Origin of the sequence: Collinsella sp. TF08-11AT, assembly GCF_003437035.1 — a bacterium.
Taxonomy (GTDB): domain Bacteria; phylum Actinomycetota; class Coriobacteriia; order Coriobacteriales; family Coriobacteriaceae; genus Collinsella.
In genome coordinates, this window is sequence record NZ_QSRL01000012.1 from 42,814 (window position 1) to 66,193 (window position 23,380).

Here is a 23,380-nt window from a genome sequence, read left to right on the forward strand (position 1 = left end):
GCGCCGCCCCCGGCCTTTGTGTTTGGGCGAACCGGGAGCCGTTTGTCTCAATCTGTAACATCTAGCCGAGCTTTCCGGTCCTAACTGTTACAGATCGAGATGAACCGGGGAACCCGAACCGAAGTGTCTCAATCTGTAACATTTAGCCGGCGTTTTTGCTCCCAGCCGTTACAGATTTAGACAAACGAACCAGTCAATCCCCTCAATCTCGATCTGTAACACCTAGCCGAGTTTTTCGGTCCCAACTGTTACAGATCGAGACAAATGAAATAGACCGGGCTGACAATCTCAGCCGCATGCCCCCTTTTGGCCGCATGCCGTCGATCAGATAAAGATCGTCATATACAGAGGTAGATATATCCTATGCCCTTCAGCCCTGAGCTGTTTTGGGTGAAGGACTATCTCTTCTCCGACTCGTCGTTCGAATCGTCTGCCGAAATCGTCAAGCGAGATTGTTGAATACGATTTGGAAGATTTAACTTCAACAGGAGTGATCCGCGGTTTTCCAGCCGCGTCTTCAAAGCCGCGCGAAACAAGAAAATCAATTTCACGCGTTCTGGGCCGACTCCCCTCTGTTTTGGAAGGCTCCTGCCAGCTGTAATAAAAAAGCGAATGCCCCAGACTCTTAAGCTGCTGCGCCACGATGTTCTCGATTAGCATTCCTTTATTAATTGAAATTCTTCCAAATTGAATGTCTCTATGAACATCCATAAGGTCCGGACCATCATCAAACGCCAAGCTCACGAGCAATCCCGTGTCCGCCATATAGCATTTAAGCGAAGACGCGTCCTCGTGCAGGCGGTAACCCACGCTCGGATCACTGCATAAATAGCAACGGTTAATCAGTCGCGCATCCTCAAGCCAGATTAACGCCGACTCATATGTCTCAAAACGGGACCCCTTCTCCAAGCTGTCAAATTTGAACCGTTTATTTGCCGCAGATAATTGACCCGGAATATCGTCATAAACCGCCCGCGCACGTCTAGCGTCCGAACCTCCAAACTTGGCAATGTCCTCCCTGTACAGTGCGATAATCTGCCGTTTAACCCTGTCGCATCCTCTAAAATCATTCTCTGCCACAAAGGAGTCGACCGACTGAGGCATACCACCGACAAGCATATACTCATCAAATAATCTCATGCACGTCGCATGAACGCCGTCCGGAAGCGCGGTCCGAGATTCGCGCGCTTTACGGATCTCTTCTGCATAAAGATCTTTTCCGGTCGCCCAAAGATACTCCTCAAAATCGAGGGGCTCGAGAGGGATTCTTTCTTCCTCTGACGGTATGACAATGCTATCGACATTCTTTTTGATGGAGACAAGAGAGCCTGTCTCGATGTAATCAAATCTGCCGTCTTCTACAAGATGCTTTATGTATTCGCGCGCGATGGGAAACCGCTGCACTTCATCAAAAATGACCAGCGACTCTCTCGGTTCGAGGGCCTTACCATACTGCAGCTGAAGCATGCGTAAAAAAAGATCGACATCTTCACGATGGTTCAGAAATATATCGAGCGTGGCTTTGCTAGCAGCCGAAAAGTCAATGTACAGATAATCCTTGTATTCATTTTGCGCGAAGCACTTGACGAGCGTCGTTTTGCCAACGCGTCTTGCACCCTCAATAAGCACCGCAGTGCGCCCTTGCGAGCGTTCTTTCCACTCCTGCAGACGATCATATGCCTTCCGTTTAAACATAATCTCACCTCAGCATAATTTACGTGCTAGTTTACAAAAATACCGACCTTCAGATATATCTAATAATACAAAAATACCGAGCTTTAAATGAGCTTATAGCTACAAAAATACCGACCATTGCAATGGTCACAACAAACAATATCTCCGGCAACGCTCGCTAGCAAATGACCTGCGTGTGCTCCTCGATGGCGGCGCGGTCCTCGTCGGCAATATCCGGCTCGCACACCACGGCGTCCAAGCTGTCCAGGCGGCAGAAGGTGTAGAAGTCGCGTTTGCCGATCTTGCTGGAGTCGGCGATCAGATAGCGCGAGTCTGCCTTGCTAAAAGCGAGCTGCTGGATACGGCCCTCGTCCATGTTGGACGTAGACACGTCACCGTCCAAGATGCCGTTGGCGCCGATAAACGCCGCATCGATGCCCAGCGCGCGCAGGGTATCCTCGGCCGTTGGTCCCACAAAAGCGGCGGTGCGGCGACGGTACATACCGCCCACGAGGCACAGCTCGCAGTCTTCGCGCGCCTCGAGCAGGTTAAACACCGAAAGCGAATTGGTCACAATGCGCAGGCGAAACGTCGGCAGCATCGAGGCCATCTGCTCAACCGTGGTGCCCGTGCCCAAAAAGATGGTCGAGCCCTCCTCGATAAGCTCCACAGCACGGCGCGCAATCTGCAGCTTTTCCTCGGCATGCTTAGTGCGCTTTTCGCTGTGCGAATACTCATGGCGCAACATAGCGTGGGGACGGCCCTGTGCACTGCGGGCTCCGCCGTGCACGCGCTCGATCTCGCCTAGGCTCGCAAGTTCTTCGAGGTCGCGGCGGATCGTCATGTCCGAAACGCCCAGCGCATCCGAAATCTCTTTGACCGAGACCGTGCCCTGCTCCTCGAGCAGCTGACGAACCTTATCCTGTCGCTCTGCCTTAATCACGATGAATCCTCGCCGTTCTTTGCGCGCATATCATTCAAACAGTAACGAACAAATTGTATCAGACTCGTACGCGTCAAAAATGAACGCCCGCACAGCTCCAATCATCACTTTTTTGAGAAAAATACCCCCAGCTTTAGTGGGGTGTAGTGATAATCTCGCCTGTTCGCGCTACAGTTTGTCCGAAATATCTCGATGTTAGGAACCAAATGATCACTTCCGAGCTTTTCGGCACCGCGCCGTGCGGTACCCCCGTTCATCGTTACACCCTCAACGGGCCCGAGATCTGCGTTCGCATTATGGACTATGGCGCCACGGTGCTTGGTATCGATGTGCCCGACATTCCCGGCAACGTGCGCGATGTGGTGCTTGGCTTCGATAAGCTCGAGGATTACTTTGACAACCCCGCCTGCTTTGGCGCGACCATCGGCCCTGTGGCAAACCGCACCGCTGGCGCCACGATCGCCATCGACGGCACGGACTGGCATATGCCCGCCAACGAGGGCGCCAACAACCTGCACAGCGACCTTGAGCACGGCCTGCACAAACGTGTGTGGGATGTTGAGCTCGACGAGGTCCATAACGCCGTGCGCATGACCACCTCGCTTAAGGATGGCGAGCTGGGCCTGCCCGGCAACCGAACCTTTACGGCCGTGTTTACCGTTACGCGCACCGGCGTCTTCCGCATCGATTATGGCTGCGAGAGCGACCGCGCCACCTACGTGTCCATGACCAACCACACGTACTTTAACCTTGCAGGCCATAACGCCGGCATGGACTGCGAACATTTCTTTGTCGCCAACGCCGCCCACTACCTGCCCATTAACGAGCAGAACATCCCCACCGGCGAGATTGCTCCGGTCGAGGGAACACCGTTTGACTTTCGCGAGCTTCGCCCCGTCGCACCCGGCATGGAGGCCGACGACCCGCAGATCAAGCAGGCCCGTGGCTACGATCACTGCCTGTGCATCGATGGCTATCAGTACGGACGTAATCTGCGCCGCGCGATGCACGTCGAGGAGATGTGGACCGGTCGTGAGATGGACTACTACACCACTGCCCCGGGCGTGCAGCTCTACACCGGCAACTGGCTGGGCGACGAGCACGCCAAGGACGATGCCAACTACGGCTGGGGCGCTGGCTTTGCCCTCGAGGCCGAGATGTACCCCGACACACCACACCAGCCGCTGTTCCCGCAGGGCATTGTGGGCCCAGGTCACCCCTACAGCAATGTGATCGAGTACCACTTTATGAGACACTAAGCCCATAACGCAGCATATCGCACAGCGGCGCCCGCCGGCACACCGCCGACGGGCGTTTTTCTACCTAGTCATTGGGGACGTTCTTGGATGACTAGTTGGATGGGATCGGGGTCGGAGCTGGGGAGTAAGCGGATTTCTAGCTCTATGCCTAGTTCTCGCAGTTCTTCGAGGGCGGCGATGTCGGTATCGTCTATGGCAACGGCAGGCGTTACAGAGCGCTTTCCCTCCCCTGCCTGCATATGGCCAATGCTGATCTTGGTTATTGGCACACCACCCTTAACCAGCGCGAGCGCATCAGCGGGTGAGGCCACCATAATCAGAATCCATTGACGCGGCGTTGCGCTATGAATGATGTCGATGGTCCTTTGCACCGAGAAAAACCGCGTCCAAACGCCTTCTGGCACCGCCACCCTCATTGGTGCCCATTGGCGCGAATCCGCCGCGATCTCATCGTTGACGATTAGGACAAGGTTGGAACCCACGGCTTCGTTCCACAGCTCAACGTCTTGCCCGTAAATGAAACGGTCATCGATACGCGTAAGAAGAATCTTGGGTTGAGCCATGGCTGCCCCATTCTGTTTGAGACCCATACGAGCGGGACGTCGACCACCAACTCAACAGCAGGTCAAGTAACAAATGGGCACTGCAGACATCACGCCTCTAATATTAGTGCATTTAAAGTGAGAAAAGCCGTCAGAACACTTGCGCGGATGTGTGATGTCCCGTATCATAGACAGCCGTTGACGCCTCAGTTGCGTCATCATATGGCCGCCAGCGTAGCTCAGTTGGTAGAGCACCGCTCTCGTAAAGCGGGGGTCACCGGTTCGAGCCCGGTCGCTGGCTCCATTACACAAGATAGCCGCCTTCGGGCGGCTTTTTTGTTGCCGATTTTGAGTGCGTGCGCGCCAATCCAAACATCGCCACGTCAACGGCGACCCACTCGGTGGACTTCGGGTTTAATGCTTAGGGGCGGGGATTTACCAAAGTGAAATCTTAATGAAAAGAAACCCAGCTGCAACAATTGCCATGGTGAGGGCTCAAATTGGCCATATAGATCTAAAATAGTCACAATATACAAATGTCGAGAGATATTGGCGATATAGATGAAAAGAACTAAGGGTTTTCTTTTGTTGGTAATGATGCTGCTCGGACTGTTCTGCCTGAGTGGCCCTTCTTGGGCCGAGGCTGCCTGTCCTGAAGGTGAGCCTCAGCAGTCTTATACGGGCAGCCTGCTGATAACTGCTAAGGAGGGCGATGCCGACTCTCAGTCTGGGGTAAATCCCCTTGCCACTTTTGAGGGGGACGGCGGAACGGTCAAGCTTGACCATATTGGTAGCGGGATTTTGAGGTGGCAAGTTCTTCCGGACAAAATTGCGAACGATCCCTTCTCTTTTGCTGGAACGATATATCTATACAAGGTTGTGAGCGGAAAACAAAAATACGTCGATTGCTATCCGACAAACGGGTCTGGAATTGCATTCACCGGCATTTCGGGGCAGATTGATACACATGTACGAAAGGGAACCTATGTGGTGCGTTGGGTTGGAGCTGCTGCAGGCCCGATATGGATTGCGGTCTTGCGCCCCGATGTCCAAATAGGTTTCTCTCTCTAGACGGGAAGTTGCTCATGGACGCCATATATGACGGAGATGACTGGGTCGATCATTATACTTGGCGCCTGGTCGGCTCGAACGACAATGGGGATGTGGTGTTTGATGGACTATGTCCAAAGCATCTCCATCCTTTTGTCTCGTCGTTAATTGAGAGTTCCGCTCGTGTTGCCCCCTACAGCTCGGCATCGCTTCATGATACGGACGTTTTGAAGACCATAAGGGAATCAATTGACGAGGGAACGATGAGCGGCCCGCTGTTTTCTCAGCTTGTGGGGCTAGATGAGATTGGCTCGAAACGACTGCTTGCGGGCGAAAAAGTGGAACTCACTTATCGGTCGATGATTTCAATCCTGCGGCTAGCCGATGTTCTTCGCAAATAAATGAGGCTTCCCTATTCAAAAAACCGAAAACCCCGCCAAACGTGATTTCCCTAGGGAAAAAACGCTTGGCGGGGTCCTGGCGTGTTTTCCCTAAGGGGATCACGCCATCAGACGAGCAGCTCAGCCGAGCAGTTCGCTACTCCTCCCAGTAAGCATCTGCAAGCAGCTTAAAGCAAATCTTCTTGACCGGCTGTGCGCCATCGCCCGGGAACTCGAGCGTGGGCATGTGAGGCTCGCCGGCAACGAACAGTGCAAACTTATCGTCGGCAAGATCGCCGGCGATCGAAGCGTCGGAATCGACCAGATCGTAGTCGTCCTTCTCGTCAAACTCCTGAACCAGCGTCAGGCTGCCCGTGGCGACCTTAAAGGCCTCGCGACCCTCGACGTCGATCTGCAGGTCGTGATAGCGCTGATGCGTCTCATAGTGAGCCTCGGCCTCGGGACGCGTCGTGGGAGACATGACGTTCGCAAAGACCTTCTCACCCAAAATCGGATGGCTGCCGACCTCGAGCTGTGCCGGGTCGTTCTCCTCGAGCCAGTCGATCAGCACGTCGAGGCCCTTGAGCATTCCGCGGTACTCCTCGATATCGCCCAATGCACCGTAAATCATCTAAATCCCCTCTCGGATCGCTTCTTTGGCGGCTAATCGGCAAACGCGTTACCGATGCTGTTGCCACCCACATACGCCTCGACCAGGGTAAGGTCGGGATTGAACACGACAAACTCGGCGTCGCGCCCCAGCATAATGCTACCGCACTTGTCGTCGACATGAGCTAGCAAGCAATGCCGGGGCCGACGCCCAGGCTTTTACAGCTCGGTCACGACAACGCCGTTGTAGACCTCGTCCCAACGGTCCATGACCAGATGGCCGGTCATGGGATCCATGGCATTGAGCTTGCCGCAGGTGTTGGCGGTACGCAGCACCGTCTCGTCGTCCGCGCCAGCAGCAATGGCATGCGCGAAGCCAGCGATAGTGGAGTCACCAGAGCCCGTGGCGTTAACGGCAGGGATATCGGGCGTCTTTGCGCGGAACGCACGGCCATTGTGGAAGCCAACGGAGCCGGCAGCGCCCATGGACACGACGACCCAGGGGATATCGGAGAAGCGGGCATCAGAGGCGAGCGCGGCGCGGAGCTCGTCCACATCGTCGGTGGTAAAGCTCGTACCCAAAAGGCCGTTGATCTCGGTCAGGTTAGGCTTGACCAGCTCGGGCTTAATTTCGGACTTAAGGGCGGCCTCGAGCGAAGCACCCGAGGTATCGAGCAACACCTTGGCACCGGCGTTCTCGGCAATGCCCGTGATCTTGGCATAGTAGTCTGCCTCGACACCGCGGGGCAGCGAACCCGAGATGGTGACGACGTCGGCCTTGCTCGCAAGCTCGGTAAACTTGGCGGTAAAGGCATCGAGCTCCTCGGGGGCAATTGTCGGGCCGCTCTCGAGCAGCTCGGTCTGGTTGCCGGCGTGGAGGATGTTAAGGCAAATGCGGGTCTCGCCCTTGATGGGCACAAAGTCGTTGTTAATACCGTTGGCGTCCATGAGCTCAGCCATGTAAGCACCCATGTGGCCGCCGAGCAGACCGGTTACCACGACGTCGTCGCCCAGCTGACCCAGCACACGGGCCACGTTGAGGCCCTTGCCGCCGGCGGTCTTTTCGGGCGTCACACGGTTGACGTCGTCGATAACGAGCTCATCGAGCTGATAGCGCGTATCGACAGACGGGTTCATCGTAACGGTGAGGATCATTTTTAGCTCCTTATCTCGCAGGCTCCTAGTGCCTCGCGATACGAGTCGACAAAACGGAATTACAGAATCTCAATCGTGAACGAGCGAACGACGGTCTCCTTGGGCTTGGCGACAAGGCAGCCGCGCTTATGCTCAAGCACGTCATCCTCATCGGAGCAGGTCGAAAGGCCGCCCCAGGGCTCAACTGCCACAAAATCGCCCTCGGGCTTACTCCACACGATGAGGTACGGAAAGCCCTCGAAGCTCAGGCGAACGCCCTTGTCCTCGCCCTTTTTGGAAAGCGTGACCTGACGACTCTCGAGTATGTCAAAGATGGTCTCCGCAAAATCGAAGAGCTCGTGCGACAGGGGCAACGTCTTCCCCACCATGGGGTTCTTGGAGCGGTTTGCCACATCAATCAAGCCAGTCGAAGGAACGGCGGTGCAGAGCTCCGCAGCCTCGTCCTTCTCAAAGCGCAGCTCGTAGTCCGTATAGGCCTCGCCCTCGTCGAGCGGGCACCTAAAGCCGGGGTGTCCACCGATAAAGAACGGCATGTCCTCGGTGCCCTCGTTGGTCACCTCATAGGAGACGCGCACGGTATCCCCCTCAAGCGCATAACGAGCGACAAGCTTAAACGGGTACGGATAATCGCTCAGCAGCGCGGCGTTATCCTCCGAAGCCAGGCACATCGCCAGCTCGTTCTCGCTCTGGCTCAGCAGCTTCCACTCCTGTTTGCGCGCAAACCCGTGGCGAGCGAGCTTCACATGATGCCCGGCAAACGTCATGGCGCTACCATCACGCAGGCCTCCGCAAATCGGGAAGCAAATCGGTGCCTGGCCGGACCACACGGCGGGATCACCCTGCCACAGGTACTCGCGACCTCCAGCCTCAATCGAGGTAAACGAGCCGCCGGCCGTGGAGACCTTGATAGAAATCGAATCGTTGGAGAGAGCGTATTCCATTGTCCATCCTTTCGAACAACTGCTTTTTGCTCGCAAGAACCCGTCTCGGCCCTGACCAAAGGACAAACCCGCACGTTCATCGATGCGTCCGGTATCCCAGCCATGCAACGGGGTACCATACAGACATTGATGCAATTACAGCTGAAAGGCCTTCTTATGCGAACCATCATCCTTTATGCCTCACGCCACCACGGCAATACGAAAAAGCTCGTGGACGCCATCGTCGAGGCGCACCCCGAAATCGATACCCTCGACGTGAAGTCACTCGGTAAAAACGAGTACCCCGACCTGCACGAATACCATCTGATCGGCGTCGCCACGGGCATCTATTACTCCGAGATCGACAAGGACATGGCACGCGTGCTCACGAACGTGCTGCAGCCGCAGGACAAGGTGTTTGGCCTTATGACCTACGGTGGCAAAAACAAGTGGTACGGCAAGGATATCGATGGCATCTGCCGCATGAGGCAGGCCATCTTTATGGGCGTCTACGGCTGCCCCGGCTTTGATACGTGGGGGCCGTTCAAACTCACCGGCGGTGTCCAAAAGGGGCACCCGAACGCTGAGGAAATTAAGGGCGCCGTCGACTTCTTCGACAAGATCGAAGACGAGTATGGCGACATCATCGTCGAAGAGTATGCCAAGCGCGAGAAGCGTCTAGCCTACGAAAAGGAGCATCCTGCAGGAGGCCTGGTGGCCGGCGTTAAGCGCACGGCAAAGAAGATCGCTAACAAGCTGTAACTGTAAAGGTGCTTTTGAGCGTTTAACCCATACGGCGGGTCCGAGCAGATTCGGGCCCGCCGTCTTTTTCTATCGTTACTCGGTAAAGGCGTTACCGACGCTCTGACCGCCAACATACGTCTCGACGAGGGTGAGCTCGTGGTCGAACACGACAAAGTCGGCGTCGCGACCCGGCATGATGCTGCCGCACTTATCCTCGATGTGCGCGGAGCGTGCCGGCACCTCGGTTGCCATGCGAATGGCGATATCGGCGCTGGCGATGCCCCAGTCGACGATGTTCTTGACACCCTGGGCAAGCGTGAGCACCGAGCCGGCAATGCTCTTGCCGTCGGCGAGCCAGCACAGGTTGTCCTTCATGATGACGTCCATGCCGCCACTGGTGTAGCTGCCCTCGGGCATGCCGCCGCAGCCCAGGCAGTCGGTGATGAGTACCGTGTGCTGCCAGCCCTTTGCCTGCAGCAGCGCCTTGATGGCGGCAGGGTTTACGTGCTTGCCGTCACAGATGATCTCAGCGTAGGTCTCGGGCGTGGACATGGCAGCACCCACGACACCGGGCTCACGGTGATGCAGCCCGCGCTGGCCGTTATAGGTATGCGTAAAGCAGCTGGCACCGGCGTTGATGGCGGCGATGCACTCATCGTAGGTGGCGTCGGAGTGACCGATGCTGGTCACGACGCCCTTCGCGTTGAGGGCGGCAGCATAGGTGGCAGCGCCATCGCGCTCAGCGGCCATAGCGCTCTTGACGATACGTCCGCCAGCAGCCTCCTGCCACTGGTCGAAGACCTCCTCGGAGGGATCGATCAGGTAAGCGGGGTTCTGCGCGCCCACGTGCTTCATGGTAAAGAAGGGGCCCTCCAGGTAGATGCCCTGAATGCGAGCACCGCAGAAGTCGGGGCCGCGACCCTCGTCCGCCTGGGCGATAGCGGCGCAGGCGTCCTTGATCTGCTCGACGCCATCGGTGAACGTCGTGGGCAGCCAGCTGGTGGTACCGCGACGGGCGAGCTCGGTCGAGCTGATATCAATGCCCTCGGGATCGTTATCGGTAGTCGAGTGGTTATAGAAGCCATGAATGTGGGTGTCGACCATACCCGGTGCGATCCACGATCCCGTGTAGTCCTTAATCTCGCAAGAGGGCTCGTCGGCCTGCCAGGCGCCAAAGACGCCATCCTCGACCATAAGATAGCCGCCCAGTTGCGGGCCTGCCGGCAAGAAGAACTTGTCAGCCTTAATTGCGTACGTGCTCATATGCACTCCTTGCTTCTAAAGCAGTTGACTGTGGTGATGCTTATACCCAGCTCAGGTAAAACAAAAAGCGCCCGCCCGCCGTTATGAGCGGACGGGCGCCCTTACAGGGGGACGCGATTAAGCGGTGAAGGGGTGAATTGTCACGCCCTTAACCACGCGGTTGACCGTGCCGGTGGGGCTCGGCGTATCGGGCGTGTTGCCCACGCGCACGGAGTTGAGCAGGCTGATAGCCTGGGCAAACATCACGAACGGCAGGGCAAGGTAGCCCTCGGGAAGCGCCTCGTAGCCCTTAAAGGTAAAGGACTCGCCCTCGTAGACGGTAGCGCCATCCTGCTGAACGGCAACGGTGTGCTGAGCGATCTTGTCGCCACCGATCTCGTTGAGGATGTCGATGTCGTACTGACGGGTGTAGGCGTCGTTGTTGACGAACACGAAGACGAGCGTCTTATCGTCGACGAAGGACTTAGGTCCGTGACGATAGCCCATGGAGGTGTCGTAGGAAGTAGCGACCAGACCGTGAGCAAGCTCGAGAATCTTAAGCTGGCTCTCCTGAGCAAGGCCGCCAAAGGAGCCGGAGCCCAGGTAGGTCACGCGATTGAAGTCGCCAGCGAGGTAATCGGCAACCTCGGACTCGCGAGCGATAACCTCCTCGCCCATCTTGGCGATGGTCTCGACCCACTCGGCCTTCTGCTCGTCAGAGGCAGTGTCGAAAATAAGGGTGGAGAGCAGGGTCATGCAGGTGTAGGAACCGGTCATGGCGAAGCCCTTGTCGTTGGCGCGCGGGATGAGCAGCGTCAGCGCATTGGGATCATCGGCGGACTCGACGGCAAGCTTGCCCTCGGGAGCGCAGGTGATGTTGAGGAACTTGACGTTGTGGACGAGCTCCTTGGCAACGGCAACGGCGGCAAGGCTCTCGGGGCTGTTGCCAGAGCGGGCAAAGGAAACCACGAGCGTGGGATCCTCGGCGCGCAGGAAGTCGCGCGGAGCGCTCACGATGTCGGTCGTGGCGATGGGCTTAAAGTCGTAGAGATCAGTGTTGCCAGCGTGACGCAGGTACGGGGCGCAGGTATCGCCAACGTAGTCGGACGTACCGGCACCGGTGAAGACAACGGACAGACGGCCCTCGCCCATAGCGCGAGCCTTGGCCAGGAAGGCCTCGATGGCCTCCTTGTTCTCGCGATAGATGTTGAGCGTATCACGCCAAAGCTCGGGCTGCTGAGCAATCTCGGCCGTGGTGATCTGGGCGCCGAGCTCGGTGAGCTCCTCGACACTCTTCTCGAACATTTCTAATACCTCTCTCTAGAAGTAATCCTCTGACGTGCAATTATACACTTCGGTTGGTTATCTGGTAGTAACCAGTTAAATACAAAGAATTATCATATGGAAACGGTGCAGACACTAATCGCTACGCTGGTGGTAAACCTTGTATTTAAACTGATCGGCACGAGCAACCGAGAGCGTATACTCCACAACCTCGTTTGACTCGTTATACGTAGTCCTAACCAAATCGAGCACAGGCGAGCCCTCGACGATTTCCAGAAGGTGGGCATCGGTGGGACGGGCTATGCTCGCATAGAACTCCTCTTCGGCCACGCGTATTTTTTGCTTAAAGTCTTGCTCAATCACATCGTAAAGCGGCTTACGCTCCAGCAGCGGTCGCTTTAGGGACAGAAATTGACGAACCGGTAGATAGCTACGTTCGACCATCATGGGCATGTTGTCGGCAGAACGAAGGCGCTTGAGCTTAAAAATGCGATCACCGATACGTAATCCCATATGCTCGGCCAGATTCTTATCGGCCTCCATCTCGCAAAAATCGAGAATCGTGGTCTCGGGGTCGCGACCCATCGCGCGCATCTGCTCGGTAAAGCTGTAGGACTGCATAAGATTGGTTGCCTTTGCCGAACGGTCGGTCACAAAGGTACCGCGACCGTGCTGCCGAACCACCAGTCCTAAACGCTCCAGTTCCTGCAGAGCCAGGCGTACCGTAGTGCGCGAGAGACCATAGCGCTCCGAAAGTTCGCGCTCGGAAGGAATCATGTCACCGGCGCGATATTCATGGTCAATCTTTTCGGTCAGAATATCGACCAGCTGATCGTACAGCGGTTGCTTGCGCGCTCCGATCGCCATCCTATCCTCCCTTTTGCTCAAACTAGGCTACTACCTTGGGTGTTTAGCATTATCTGTCTGCCACACCCGAATCATCAAGAAAACAAAAGCCGCGCGCTCTTTCGAGCACGCGGCTTTTAACATACACATGGCTTAAGGGGTCGGGGTGTGAGCCGCGTAGGGACACACCCCTCAAGCTAGAGCCTTACCAGATGCTCGGCCAGAGACCAAGCGGGCCAGCGCCCAGGATGCCCAAGACGAAGAGCAGCAGAATGCCCTTGGTCGGGGTCCAGCTGTGCTTAGCGAACATGTAGTAAAGCAGCAGCGTAAGCATAAGCGGGACGAGCTTCGGGACGATGGTGTTGAGGGTGTCGGCAACGGAGAAGTTGACCGGATCCTCGGTGACGGTGCCGTAGGTAACGGACTCCATGCCGTTGCCCAGATCGGTGACGCCGCACTCGACAGCGTTGCCGTCGGCATCGGAAGCGGTGAGGGCGTTGCCGTCCTCATCGGTCATGGCGATGGTACCGGCCTCAGCGGTCTCGGTATCGATGCCCTCCATACCGGTGAAGTTCTCGGCCTCCTTCTCGGAGACGATCACGGTAGTAGCGGAGAGGCCACGGGTGGTGCCGTTGGGGATCTGGAGGTTGATCTGGGTGCCACCCATGGTGACGACCAGGCAACCGACGACGAAGACGCCCATGATGGAAGCGGCACGCGTAAAGGCCTGCATGTTGGCAGTCAGAGCGTCAATAGCGCTGGTGCCAAGCTTGTAGGACCAGTTCATGAGCCAGAAGCGCAGAGCGAACTGGACGACGTTGAAGATCACCAGGAAGATGATCGGCGCAGCGGCGTTGCCGTTGATGGCCATGTTGGAGGTGATGCCGGCCGTGATAGGCACGAGCGTCAGCCAGAACAGGGCGTCACCGATACCACCGAGCGGGCCCATTGCGGCGACGCGGACGGCGCGGATCGTGGGGATGTCAACCTTGTTCTGCTCGAGCGAAAGCACGATACCCATAACAAAGGTGACGAGGAACGGGTGGGTGTTGAAGAACTCCAGGTTGTGGCTCATGGAAGCCGCGAGGTCGTTCTTGTTGGTGTGGATCTTCTCCAGACCGGGGATGATGGAGTAAAGCCAGCCAGCGGCCTGCATGCGCTCGTAGTTGAACGATGCCTGCAGGAAGCAGGAGCGCCAAGCCATCTTGTTGAGGGTCTTCTGGTCGAGCTGCGGAGCAGGAGTGAGATCCTCGTAGTGCTCCGGGATCACATACTCATTAGATGCCATCTTCGAAGTCACCTCCGTCAGAAACAGCTGCACCCTTCAGCTCGGTCTGCTGCTGGAAGTCCCAGAAAGCGATGCCGAAGCCGATGAGAGCGAGGATGAGCAGGGCAGGGGTTGCCAGAGAATCGTTGGCAACGGTGATGAGCGCGAGGCCAAAGCCCATGAGGAAGAAGCCCCACATATCGCGGTTCATCATAACCTTGAGCAGGACGGCGAAGCCGACGAAGCGCATCATGCCGCCTGCAGCGGACAGACCGGTCTGCAGCCAAGTCGGGATGGCGGAAGCGATGGTCTGACCGATGGTAGCGCCAGCGATGAAGAACAGGGTGACGACGACAGCGAAGATCAGGCCGAGCAGAGCCATGGCGAAGTAGTTCAGGCGCTCGATGCCCTTGGTGTCAGCGTTATGAGCCATGTTGTCCGCGGAGGACATGAGAGGCGACATAAGCGTGAAGACCAGGGTAACGCCGAGCTGACCAAGCAGAGCGAACGGAATGGCAAGGCCGACTGCCGCGTTGGGCTCGAGGCCCGTAGCAATAGCGAGAATGGCTGCCATGATGCCGCCGATGACGGCGTTAGGCGGCTGAGCGCCTCCGATCGGCATGTTGCCGATCGTCATGAGCTGATAAGTACCACCCACGAGAAGACCGGTGTTGAGGTCGCCAAGGATAAGACCGATGACGGCGCCGGTGACGATGGGCTGATAGAGAGACTCGAGGAAGTTGAACTGGTCGATTGCCGCGACGAACGTGACGATGAAGACCAGAGCGACCTGGATGATCGAGTATTCCATCTTGCTCCTCCTTTCAAAATGTATGTACGCACTTTGGATTTCACGTACAGAATGTCAGGGTTTCATTCCTGACAACGTGGATCATGAGGATTACGAGAAGAGCTTGCTCGTGTCCTCAACAGGCGTGCTCGGAACGCGCCTGATCTCCAACTCCACCCCCAATTCCTGCAGCTCTTTAAACGCAGCGACATCCTCGTCGTTAACTGCGACGGAGGTGGCGACTTGGCGCTTTCCTTCCGACATGTGCATGTTGCCGATGTTTACCTTCTTTATAGGCACACCGCCCTTGACGAGCGTAAGCACGTCTTCCGGTGTTTCGGCCACGATGAAGATCTTCTGGCGCGGGCTCGCCTTGCCAATGACGTCGATGGTCTTCTGCAGGGAGAAGAAACGCGTAGCGACGCCGGCGGGAGCGGCCATCTTCATGAGGTTCTGGCGCATGGTGTTGGTCGACACATCGTCGTTGGCGACGAGGATAAGGTTGGAGCCCAGGGTGGAGTTCCACTGGGTGGCAACCTGACCATGGACCAGTCGGTTATCGATGCGGGTAAGAAGAATGTTGGGTTCTGCCATGTTGATCAGCTTCCTTTCGTTATTTGCTGACGACAGTTACTCGATCTCCTGAATCGCGTAACGCGAAACATCTACGACGGCACCGGATCGGACTTTGATCTGGACCTTTTCGCCTTCGATGCCCTTGACGGTTCCGTAGATACCGCCGGCGAAAAGAACCTCCTGACCCGGCTTGAGCTCGGTGTGCAGCTCCTTGAAGTACTTCTGCTTCTTCTTCATGTTGATTTGCGACCAGATGGTGTAAATCAAGCCCATGACGACAAGCAGGCCTAAAAGAGCGACCGAGGAGCTCAGGACGCTGGCTCCGAAATCGGCCATTAGATGCCGTCCTCGTCACCGAAGATATCCTCTTCCTCGGCACCAGCGACGGAGGCAACCGTCTGGGCGGTGATGCCCGTCTGGCCAACGGTCACGGCCTGCTCGCCAAGCTCGGCGAGCGTAGCGTTGCCGCGGAGGAACAGAAGCTCAATAACCATGGGAAGGTTCGTGCCAGTCAGAATCTCGACGTTGTCGACATCCTGGGCAATCATCATTGCCTGGTTGAACGGGGTACCACCAAGCAGGTCGGTAAAGACGAGCACGCCATCGCACTCCTCGCGCATGGCGGTGATAGCGGCGCGGAGATCCTCACCGTAGGAAGCAGCCTGGTCGCCCTCGAAAGGAACGACGGTAAAAGCGGGCTGATCACCGGCGACCATAGCGATAGCGCTTGCGAGGCCGGGTGCGAACTGTCCATGACCGGTAAGAATAAAGCCAACCATTCAAATTTCCCTTCCGAAGGTGTGTACGATCTGAGTCCGATGTTTTCGGAAGCCAGCGGGCGGACGCCCTTAAAGCTTCTTGGAAAGCGTTCTTTGAAGACCAGTGGTCTCTCAACTGGTAGTAACCACGTGACGTGTTGTTGTCACTATATCATCACAGAAGAGGTCGCTTTCGCTGATTCACGCAATAAAACGTTTTTGCACCGCTCACGGCGATAAATCGACCGTTTACCGCTCGTTAACACTTCTACCTGCGGTTTTGAAACCGTTTCGAAATACTTTGACGAAAGATCGGAACCTTTTCTGTGTCTAAACAACGCAGGGTGGCCAAAAAAGGCATGTAGAAAAAATGCAGGTCATTGTGAAGATTTGTGAATTGGTCTTTTTGACTTAATACCAGTTAGAACCAGTTTAGAAATTATCGGTGAACGGTAGTTTTCGACCGCTCAGCGGTTATTTCCAATCGTTTGCAGCTCCTTTTCCATATGAATTAGGGAGACCCGATGAAGCACTTGCGTGGTTGCGGGAAATTTCGATACTCGTCCATCCCCCACGTGCCAAACTCTCACTCCCTAAATATGCCATAAGCTCTCGCTATTCGTCTTACAAACATAACTTACTCTAATCTGTAATTGTTTATCGTTTATCATTAAGTATGTTATAAGATTTAAATATCATCCTAGACATTGGTTGGAGGAGCTATGATCCGCTGGAACGTATCCAAATCGAATGAACCCATCAACCGCGAACAGGCAATAGCCGATCTGAGGAAGCTCGCTCACATCTGCAAATGGGCCACAATCTGCACCGCCGTAGCGCTCGCTCTGGGACTCCTCGCAGTCATTGCAATCGAGCTTCTACTCATATTGCCTAGCCTCTCCCAAGGGTTCTGCCTCCAATCCGTAGAGCTTAATGCCGGCGAAGGGCCATCTCTCGCTCTCGTCGGCGCCAATGAACAGACCCCTCTTATGCTTGTCGCGCACGACGGTCATACTGCCATAGGGAGCGCCATGATGACATGCCTTGCGCTTGCCATTGTGCTAAGCGCATACAGGTTTTTCTCCACCATTGAAAAGGCAGGCAGGCCCTTTGACCTCGAATGCATCCGCATACTACGTCAAGTAGGACATTTGTTCCTTATTGGCGGCGTTGCTGTGAAGCTTCTTGGTGCCATAGTCACGGGGCTGATACTCTCAGGATTTGGCGGCAACTTTACGGATGCGCTTGGCGGCCAGCATCTCGACCTCTCTATGCTCTTTGCAGGCCTGATTATTAGCCTGATTGCCAGCGTCTTCCAGTACGGGTGTATCCTGCAAATACAAGATGACGAGTTGCTCTAGGGGGAATCCATGATTATTCTGCGGCTCGACCGCATGCTTGCCGAACGCAAGATCTCATCCAAAGAGCTTGCGGAACGTGTGGGCATCTCCCAGGTCAATATGTCACGCATTAAGACGGGCAAGGTTTCTGCCATACGTTTTTCAACTCTTGACGCGATATGCCGGGCACTCGACTGCCAACCGGGCGATGTACTGGAATATATATCCGACGATGAAGCCGATAACCTCTTTGGACTTAAAGATGAATAGCCATAATTAAGCCGTCAATCACGCCCTCAACGCAAAAAGCCCGCTAGAACGGTGTTCGTTCTAGCGGGCTCAATCAAATATATCGGCTTCGCGCTCGAAAGCTCAGGCAGATCTTACGCAAACAGGCCGTAGATGCTGATGTTGGCCTTGGCGTAGAGGCCGTTAGCATACTCGGTCCACTTGGAGCTGGCGCTCGAGGCCTGCGAAGAGTACTGCTGGTAGGCGGTGTAATAGGCGGTCATGGCCTGCTTATAGGTTGCGCTATCGGCAGTAAAGGCATCGTTAGCGAAGGCCTTAGCGTAGGTGCTGTCGGCGTCCTTCCAAGTGCCCTTCTCGCTATCCCACTCGTCGCCGGCAAGGTTGATGATGTAGTCGGCGTAGTCCTTGCTCGCGGTCTCCTCGTTGCCGTCAGCAGGCTCGGTCGGAGCGGTCGGCATGCTTGCGGAGCTATCGCCCACCTTCTTCTTGTAGAGCTTCTGCAGCGTCGCGGACTGACGGACGATCTGCTTGGCCTGGTCCTTGGACACGCCATACTGCTTGGCCATGGTGTCGTAGTCCGAGGTGCCGATAGAATCCTCGGCGTACTTCTTCATCTCCTTAGAGGAGACGGTAATGCCCTCGTCCTCAGCAGCATCGAGCAGAATCTTGTTGCGCACGTAGGACAGGATGACGTCGGCAGAAGGAGCGGTGTAGTTGCCATCGCTATCCTTGACGGTATCGAGGCTGTACTGGCTCTCGATGGCCTCGCGCGCGGTGATATCGCTCTTCTTGCCGTTGTAGCTATAGCTTGCCACGGTCGAATCGAGCTGGTCCTCGGTGAGGGTAGCCGAGCCGACACCCTTGCCGCCAAAGCCGCCATTGCCAATAAAGAAGCCGACCACCGCAGCGATCACGATGGCGACCACAAAGGCGGCAATCATCGTCTTCTTGTGCTTGGATGCGCGGTCGTTCGCGTCGGAGTCGTCGTCCTCGTCCTGCTCCTCAGGCATAAGGTTCTCGTCGGCGGCGTCCGCGGCGATCTTTGCCTCCAGGCGGGCGTCCTCCTCCTCGGCGGTCGTGCCAGCGGCGATATGTTCGGCAGACGTACCGGCGACCAGGTCGATCTTCTCGTCCTCGTCACCGTCGGGGCCTTCGCCGCGCTCGATGATCTGGATGCCGTCGATCTCGTCCTTCTCGTCCTTCTTTTGAATCAGACCCATATCGGTTACTCCTTGTTAGGAAACATAGTCCCCAATAGAATACGCCCGACAGAGCGCCGGGCGTATTGATTCTTAGGTTATACGCAAACACTTAAGTACTATTTGGGCGTTTGCAGTGTGCATGCCTTAGGCCAGGTGCGCGATAACGGCATCGGCAAATGCCTGCGTACCCACAGCGCCCTCAACGGAGCCGGTCTGGGCACGACGCACGTCACCGGTAACCTGCTCGCCCTCGTCGAGCGTGGCAGATACGGCCGCACGGATGCGATTGGCGGCATCGTTCTCGCCCAGGTGGTCGAGCATCATTGCAGCAGAGAGGATCTCGGCCGTGGGGTTGGCGATATCCTGGCCAGCGATATCGGGTGCCGAACCGTGCGTTGCCTCAAAAATGGCGCAGTCGGCACCGATGTTGGAGCCGGGCGCCATGCCAAGACCGCCCACCAGGCCGGCGCACAGGTCGCTCACGATGTCGCCGTACAGGTTTGGCAGCACCAGGACATCGAAGTCGTTGGGGTTCTGGACCAGGCCCATGCAGGTGGCGTCGACGATCTTGTCGTTGAACTCAATGTCGGGATAGTTGGCGGCCACCTCGCGCGCAACGCGCAGGAACAGGCCGTCGGTCGCCTTCATGATATTGGCCTTGTGCACGGCCGTCACCTTTTTGCGGCCGCAGCGGCGGGCATACTCAAAGGCGTACTCCACAATACGGCGGCTCTTGGCGATAGAGATGGGCTTGATCGAGATCGCGGAATCGCCGGCGAATGTCTTTTGGCCCGAACGCTCGACAAGCTGCGAGAGCTCCTCGACCTCGGCAGCGCCCTCATCGAACTCGATCCCGGCGTAGAGGTCCTCGGTGTTCTCGCGCACGATGACCAGGTCGACGTCGCGGAAACGCGAGCCGTCGCCCGGCTGCGACAGGCAGGGGCGCACGCAGGCGTACAGGTCAAAGTGCTTGCGCAGGGCCACGTTAACGCTGCGGAAACCCGTGCCGACCGGCGTGGTGATGGGGCCCTTGATGGCAACCTTGGTCTCGGCGACCGCGTCGAGCACGTGCTGGGGCAGCGGCGTGCCAAACTCGTCCATGACGCCGGCGCCGGCCTCCTGGACGTTCCAATTGATCTGGACACCGGTGGCCTCGACCACGCGGCGCATGGCCTGCGTAATCTCGGGACCGATGCCGTCACCGGGAATCAGGACTACATCGTGCGCCATAATCTGTTACTCCTCGTCTTCGGCGTCGTCAGATTTTTTAACGCTAGCACGCTTCTTCTTTTTGGAGAGATCCAGGCCAAAACGTTTAACAAGCATTTCGCAAATCTCGCTCGAACGGGCCTTGAGATAGCTGCCCTTACCGTTCTCGGCGTCGAACTTAAGGCGCAGCGCGAGCTTCTCGGCGACCTCGGCGTCGATCTCGCCCTGGCCAAACTCGTACAGGCAACCGAGCATGTCGCGATACTCAAGGTCGCCGTGGTAGCACTGGATGGCCTCGTCCAGGATGGGCCAAGCCTCGCGCGAACGCTCGACGCTCGTGGCGCCCCACACGCACAGCAGGCGGAAGGCGGCATAGCGCAGCGTGGAGGAAATCTCGTCGAACAGTGCGGTCTCGGCGCCCTCAAAGGCATCGCCCAGCTGCTCGGGGCAGGTGGTGGCGAGTGCCGCCAAGGCATCGAGGGCCTCCCAGCGGGTCTGCGCCTCGGGGCGATCGAGCGCCTCGATCAGCGCGGGCACGCAGGGCACGACGCGCTGCGGATCGCGCTCGGCAAGCAGGTGCAGCACGCGGGCGGCAAACTGGCGGATGCGGCGCGTGGGGCAGCCGAGCTCCTGGACCAGGCGGTCGACGGCGTTCTCGTTCTCCTCTGCCAGCTGAAGCTGTGCCAGCTCCTCGTCGGTGAGCTGTTCATCTTTGTTTTCTGCCATAGTTACCTCTTCTTACTATTTCTTAGCGTGCTTGCCAGCACCCTTGCTGTCATCGGTGACCGAGATGAGCTGTCGATCGGCCGCGCCATTACGACGCGCGCGGCGGCGCTCCTCGGCGTCGCCCGCGTCGGCGGCGGCGCGATGGGCCTTGTTGACGTTAAAGACCTCGTCGTGCTTGCGCCACGGACCGACGGACTCGCCAAAGCTCATCTTAAGACCGGCGATAAAGCCGCCGAGCCAGCCGATCGGCGCAAACTGCACCAGCGGGAACAGCGAGAACACCCAGGTCAGCAGGACGACTGCCGCCGCTCCTGCAAAGTTGGCGATCCAGTAGTCGCGCTTGGTGATGACGCGCTTTTCGCACGCCCACTGGCCGCACAAAAAGCCGATGTAGATCGCAAAGAGAAAGAGCACCAGCGCAAGCACCACGAACGTCCAGCTCATGGGCGCTACTCCCCGTGATGGTGGCCGCAGCAGCACTCGTGGCCGTCGTCATGGCCGTGGCCGCCGCAGCACTCGTGGTCCTCGCCGTGGTGGTGTCCGCAACCGCACTCGTGGTCGTCACCGTGCTCGCCGCAACCGCAACCTTCCTCGTGAGCACCATGCTCCTCGGGGCGATACTGCGACCAGTCCAGGCCAGCGGCGATGGCGTCGGCCTCCTCCTTATAGAGGACTGTGATGGCCTGGGTGCCCAGCTTGGCACCACCGATGGCGTCGAGCATGTCGTAGAGCGTAAAGGCCACGTCGGCGCCGGGCAGCGCAAGCTCGCGATCGTCGGCATAGGCGAGCGCCAAGCGCAGGTCCTTAATGAAGTGCTCGACCATAAAGCCGGGCTTGTAGTCGCCGTCGAGTGCCTTGGGCGCCAGGCTCTCCATGGCGCCGGACTTGCCGGTACCGCCCAGGATCATCTGACGGGTCTTCTTCAGATCAAGGCCGCTCAGCTCGGCAAATGCCAGAGCATCGGCCATGCCGACCATGCAGGCGCCCAGCGACACCTGGTTGGCGAGCTTGGCAGCCTGGCCCTTGCCAGCGCCGTCGAAGCAGCAGATGTTGGCCGCGAAGGTGGCAAGGATGTCGCGGACCGGCGCGATGTCGTTCTCGGTAGCGCCCACGATAGCCGTAAGCGTGCCGGCGATAGCGCCCGACTCGCCACCGGTGACGGGGCAGTCAAACGCCATGCGACCGGAGACCTGGGCGGCCTCGGCAATGTCGCGCGCCAGCTCGGGCGAGCTCGTGGTGAGGTCGATCAGGACCGCGCCGGGCTTAGTGCACGAGAGCAGGCCGTCGCCCGCCAGGTAGAGCTCCTCGACCTCGGAGGGATAGCCCACCATGGTAAAGACGACATCGGCGTTAGCCACGGCATCGGCCGGCGTATCGGCCCAAGCGGCACCGCGCTCGATAAGCGCGGCAGCCTTGGACTTGGTGCGGTTGTTGACCGTGACAGGATAGCCAGCATCCAGGATGTGGCCGGCGATGGGGGCACCCATGATTCCGGTGCCGATAAATGCGACAGAGAGCTTGTTTGCCATGAAACCTTTCCTTTTGGGTTGGGTGTTGTTACCAGGTTGAATACTCGATGCCAGCGTTTGGGCAGTGAGTTGGGATCGATTACGGCCGCGTTACTTGCCTACTGACCGCGCACGCGGCGGGCAATGCGGTCGGAAAGCGACGCCTTGTCGGCGCGGTTCTTACCCCAAAACGCGCAGGCCACCATGCCGGGGCCCACGTGCGAGCCAATGGTGGGACCCACGGAGCTGCGAATGATCGTGACGTCGGCGCAGCCCTCCTCCTTGCGGATAGCGGCTTCGAGCCAGTCGCCGTCCTTTTCGGCATCGGCCGTCATGATGGCGATGGGCATGGTGCGGTCGGGCACGTAGTTCTCGCGGAACGACTTGAGGATGGACTTGAGCGCCTTCTTGCGGCCGCGGTTGACGCCGATCAGCGACAGCGAGCCGGCCAGGTCGTAGGACAGCTCGGGTTTGACGTCGAGCTTTGCCGTGAGCTGTGCCGCCGCGGGCGGAATGCGACCGCCGGCAGCCAGCGCGTCAAAGCTCTCGAGCGTAAAGTAGCCGTGGACGTAGGTCTTTGCCTCGTTTGCCCAATCGACCAGCTGCTTGGCGGTCAGTCCCGCCGAACGCTGGCGCACGGCCTCGAGCGCCAGGAGCGCGCCGGTCGCGCAGGGCAGAGCGTTGTCGACCACGTAGAGCTCAAAGTTGGGATACTCGGCGCGCACGGCGTCCGCCGCCTGGCACGCGGAGTTGTAGCTCGACGACAGCGCCGAGGTAAAGCACAGGTAGACCGTGGGCGTACCCTCTTTGGCGCACTCGGTAAAGAACTCGATATAGCGACCGAGCGACACAGCCGAGGTGGACACGCGGGCACCGGCGCGCATGCGGTCGTAGAACTCCTTGGGTGTGATGCTCGACCAGATGTCATCCGTGCGCTCCTCACCATCGATAATGAAGGGGAAACCCAAGATATCGACATCGAGGTTCGCGGCGACCTCGGGGCTAAAGTCGCAGCAGGTATCGACGACGATGCGGCAACGGTCCGAATGACCGGCGGATGCGGCCTTGTCCATCAAAGCGACTCCTTACGTAAAAAGGCGGCCACCC

Annotated in this window: 26 protein-coding genes and 1 tRNA gene; 7 read left to right on the forward strand and 20 right to left on the reverse strand. The window is 57.6% G+C overall.

All coding sequences use genetic code 11. The annotated features are described in order from the left end of the window. Positions 1–324: 324 nt before the first annotated feature. Together DXC79_RS07985 and DXC79_RS07990 are read right to left on the reverse strand one after the other, a co-directional pair. Positions 325–1,695 carry an ATP-binding protein gene (locus tag DXC79_RS07985; protein WP_117635795.1) on the reverse strand — a complete coding sequence of 457 codons (1,371 nt, stop codon included), beginning with the start codon at positions 1,693–1,695 and terminating at the stop codon, positions 325–327. 157 nt (positions 1,696–1,852) lie between these two features. Continuing rightward, the gene (locus DXC79_RS07990) at positions 1,853–2,617 is read right to left on the reverse strand and encodes a DeoR/GlpR family DNA-binding transcription regulator (protein WP_117716302.1); all 765 of its coding nucleotides are present in this window, start codon (positions 2,615–2,617) and stop codon (positions 1,853–1,855) included. 206 nt (positions 2,618–2,823) lie between these two features. Between DXC79_RS07990 and DXC79_RS07995 the strand changes: the two genes are divergently transcribed. Further along, positions 2,824–3,876: an aldose epimerase family protein gene (locus DXC79_RS07995; RefSeq protein WP_117635796.1), complete on the forward strand. Its 1,053-nt coding sequence runs from the start codon at positions 2,824–2,826 to the stop codon at positions 3,874–3,876. A gap of 68 nt (positions 3,877–3,944) precedes the next feature. On the opposite strand, the gene DXC79_RS08000 is transcribed toward DXC79_RS07995, so the two are convergent. Next, positions 3,945–4,439 carry a PTS sugar transporter subunit IIB gene (locus DXC79_RS08000; RefSeq protein ID WP_117635797.1) on the reverse strand — a complete coding sequence of 165 codons (495 nt, stop codon included), beginning with the start codon at positions 4,437–4,439 and terminating at the stop codon, positions 3,945–3,947. A gap of 207 nt (positions 4,440–4,646) precedes the next feature. Between DXC79_RS08000 and DXC79_RS08005 the strand changes: the two genes are divergently transcribed. From DXC79_RS08005 to DXC79_RS08015, 3 genes are all read left to right on the forward strand, one after another. After that, positions 4,647–4,722: transfer RNA gene (locus DXC79_RS08005), tRNA-Thr, on the forward strand. Positions 4,723–4,979: 257 nt separating this feature from the next. Next, positions 4,980–5,489, forward strand: a complete 510-nt coding sequence (locus DXC79_RS08010; protein WP_117736086.1) for a hypothetical protein — start codon at positions 4,980–4,982, stop codon at positions 5,487–5,489. Positions 5,490–5,503: 14 nt separating this feature from the next. Continuing rightward, the gene (locus tag DXC79_RS08015; RefSeq protein WP_117635799.1) at positions 5,504–5,869 is read left to right on the forward strand and encodes a hypothetical protein; all 366 of its coding nucleotides are present in this window, start codon (positions 5,504–5,506) and stop codon (positions 5,867–5,869) included. Between the two features lie 136 nt (positions 5,870–6,005). On the opposite strand, the gene DXC79_RS08020 is transcribed toward DXC79_RS08015, so the two are convergent. The 3 genes from DXC79_RS08020 to DXC79_RS08035 all read right to left on the reverse strand — a co-directional run bounded on the left by DXC79_RS08020 (position 6,006) and on the right by DXC79_RS08035 (position 8,553). Next, positions 6,006–6,479 carry a YhcH/YjgK/YiaL family protein gene (locus tag DXC79_RS08020; RefSeq protein ID WP_089572396.1) on the reverse strand — a complete coding sequence of 158 codons (474 nt, stop codon included), beginning with the start codon at positions 6,477–6,479 and terminating at the stop codon, positions 6,006–6,008. 197 nt (positions 6,480–6,676) lie between these two features. Continuing rightward, a complete protein-coding gene (locus DXC79_RS08030; RefSeq protein ID WP_117635800.1) occupies positions 6,677–7,612 on the reverse strand; it encodes a hexose kinase in 936 nt (311 codons plus the stop codon). Positions 7,613–7,671: 59 nt separating this feature from the next. Further along, positions 7,672–8,553: an aldose 1-epimerase family protein gene (locus DXC79_RS08035; protein ID WP_117635801.1), complete on the reverse strand. Its 882-nt coding sequence runs from the start codon at positions 8,551–8,553 to the stop codon at positions 7,672–7,674. Between the two features lie 156 nt (positions 8,554–8,709). On the opposite strand from DXC79_RS08035, the gene DXC79_RS08040 reads away from it, so the two are divergent. Next, on the forward strand, positions 8,710–9,294 hold the full coding sequence (locus DXC79_RS08040; RefSeq protein ID WP_233503083.1) for a flavodoxin domain-containing protein: 585 nt from the start codon (positions 8,710–8,712) through the stop codon (positions 9,292–9,294). 75 nt (positions 9,295–9,369) lie between these two features. Here DXC79_RS08040 and nagA read toward each other — a convergent pair whose 3' ends face one another. From nagA to DXC79_RS08080, 8 genes are all read right to left on the reverse strand, one after another. Further along, complete coding sequence (nagA, locus tag DXC79_RS08045) at positions 9,370–10,539, reverse strand: N-acetylglucosamine-6-phosphate deacetylase (RefSeq protein ID WP_117635803.1); 1,170 nt, start codon at positions 10,537–10,539, stop codon at positions 9,370–9,372. Positions 10,540–10,656: 117 nt separating this feature from the next. Then, positions 10,657–11,823, reverse strand: a complete 1,167-nt coding sequence (locus tag DXC79_RS08050; RefSeq protein WP_117635804.1) for an SIS domain-containing protein — start codon at positions 11,821–11,823, stop codon at positions 10,657–10,659. Positions 11,824–11,937: 114 nt separating this feature from the next. After that, positions 11,938–12,669 carry a GntR family transcriptional regulator gene (locus DXC79_RS08055; RefSeq protein WP_117635805.1) on the reverse strand — a complete coding sequence of 244 codons (732 nt, stop codon included), beginning with the start codon at positions 12,667–12,669 and terminating at the stop codon, positions 11,938–11,940. Positions 12,670–12,853: 184 nt separating this feature from the next. Beyond that, on the reverse strand, positions 12,854–13,936 hold the full coding sequence (locus DXC79_RS08060) for a PTS system mannose/fructose/sorbose family transporter subunit IID (RefSeq protein ID WP_022094609.1): 1,083 nt from the start codon (positions 13,934–13,936) through the stop codon (positions 12,854–12,856). Continuing rightward, complete coding sequence (locus tag DXC79_RS08065; protein WP_089572403.1) at positions 13,926–14,726, reverse strand: PTS sugar transporter subunit IIC; 801 nt, start codon at positions 14,724–14,726, stop codon at positions 13,926–13,928. The genes DXC79_RS08060 and DXC79_RS08065 overlap by 11 nt, the downstream gene beginning before the upstream one ends. A gap of 90 nt (positions 14,727–14,816) precedes the next feature. Continuing rightward, a complete protein-coding gene (agaV, locus tag DXC79_RS08070) occupies positions 14,817–15,299 on the reverse strand; it encodes a PTS N-acetylgalactosamine transporter subunit IIB (RefSeq protein WP_089572404.1) in 483 nt (160 codons plus the stop codon). Between the two features lie 36 nt (positions 15,300–15,335). Next, complete coding sequence (yajC, locus tag DXC79_RS08075; protein ID WP_117635806.1) at positions 15,336–15,617, reverse strand: preprotein translocase subunit YajC; 282 nt, start codon at positions 15,615–15,617, stop codon at positions 15,336–15,338. Beyond that, complete coding sequence (locus tag DXC79_RS08080; RefSeq protein WP_117564748.1) at positions 15,617–16,060, reverse strand: PTS fructose transporter subunit IIA; 444 nt, start codon at positions 16,058–16,060, stop codon at positions 15,617–15,619. Before DXC79_RS08080 ends, yajC begins: the two co-directional genes overlap by 1 nt. A gap of 701 nt (positions 16,061–16,761) precedes the next feature. Here DXC79_RS08080 and DXC79_RS08085 point away from each other — a divergent pair. Beyond that, complete coding sequence (locus DXC79_RS08085; RefSeq protein WP_117583568.1) at positions 16,762–17,400, forward strand: DUF2975 domain-containing protein; 639 nt, start codon at positions 16,762–16,764, stop codon at positions 17,398–17,400. A gap of 33 nt (positions 17,401–17,433) precedes the next feature. Beyond that, on the forward strand, positions 17,434–17,649 hold the full coding sequence (locus DXC79_RS08090; protein ID WP_255413269.1) for a helix-turn-helix transcriptional regulator: 216 nt from the start codon (positions 17,434–17,436) through the stop codon (positions 17,647–17,649). A 113-nt stretch (positions 17,650–17,762) separates the two neighbouring features. Here DXC79_RS08090 and DXC79_RS08095 read toward each other — a convergent pair whose 3' ends face one another. The 6 genes from DXC79_RS08095 to DXC79_RS08120 form a co-directional block, all read right to left on the reverse strand. Beyond that, positions 17,763–18,848 carry a hypothetical protein gene (locus DXC79_RS08095; RefSeq protein WP_117635808.1) on the reverse strand — a complete coding sequence of 362 codons (1,086 nt, stop codon included), beginning with the start codon at positions 18,846–18,848 and terminating at the stop codon, positions 17,763–17,765. A 126-nt stretch (positions 18,849–18,974) separates the two neighbouring features. Further along, on the reverse strand, positions 18,975–20,060 hold the full coding sequence (locus DXC79_RS08100; protein ID WP_117635809.1) for an isocitrate/isopropylmalate dehydrogenase family protein: 1,086 nt from the start codon (positions 20,058–20,060) through the stop codon (positions 18,975–18,977). Positions 20,061–20,066: 6 nt separating this feature from the next. Then, positions 20,067–20,765 carry a hypothetical protein gene (locus DXC79_RS08105; protein ID WP_117635810.1) on the reverse strand — a complete coding sequence of 233 codons (699 nt, stop codon included), beginning with the start codon at positions 20,763–20,765 and terminating at the stop codon, positions 20,067–20,069. Between the two features lie 15 nt (positions 20,766–20,780). Next, positions 20,781–21,209, reverse strand: coding sequence for a hypothetical protein (locus DXC79_RS08110; protein WP_055310425.1), 429 nt, complete (start codon positions 21,207–21,209; stop codon positions 20,781–20,783). Positions 21,210–21,214: 5 nt separating this feature from the next. Further along, on the reverse strand, positions 21,215–22,294 hold the full coding sequence (locus DXC79_RS08115; protein WP_117635811.1) for an NAD(P)-dependent oxidoreductase: 1,080 nt from the start codon (positions 22,292–22,294) through the stop codon (positions 21,215–21,217). Between the two features lie 98 nt (positions 22,295–22,392). After that, positions 22,393–23,346, reverse strand: coding sequence for a DegV family protein (locus tag DXC79_RS08120; RefSeq protein WP_117635812.1), 954 nt, complete (start codon positions 23,344–23,346; stop codon positions 22,393–22,395). Between the last annotated feature and the right edge of the window lie 34 nt (positions 23,347–23,380).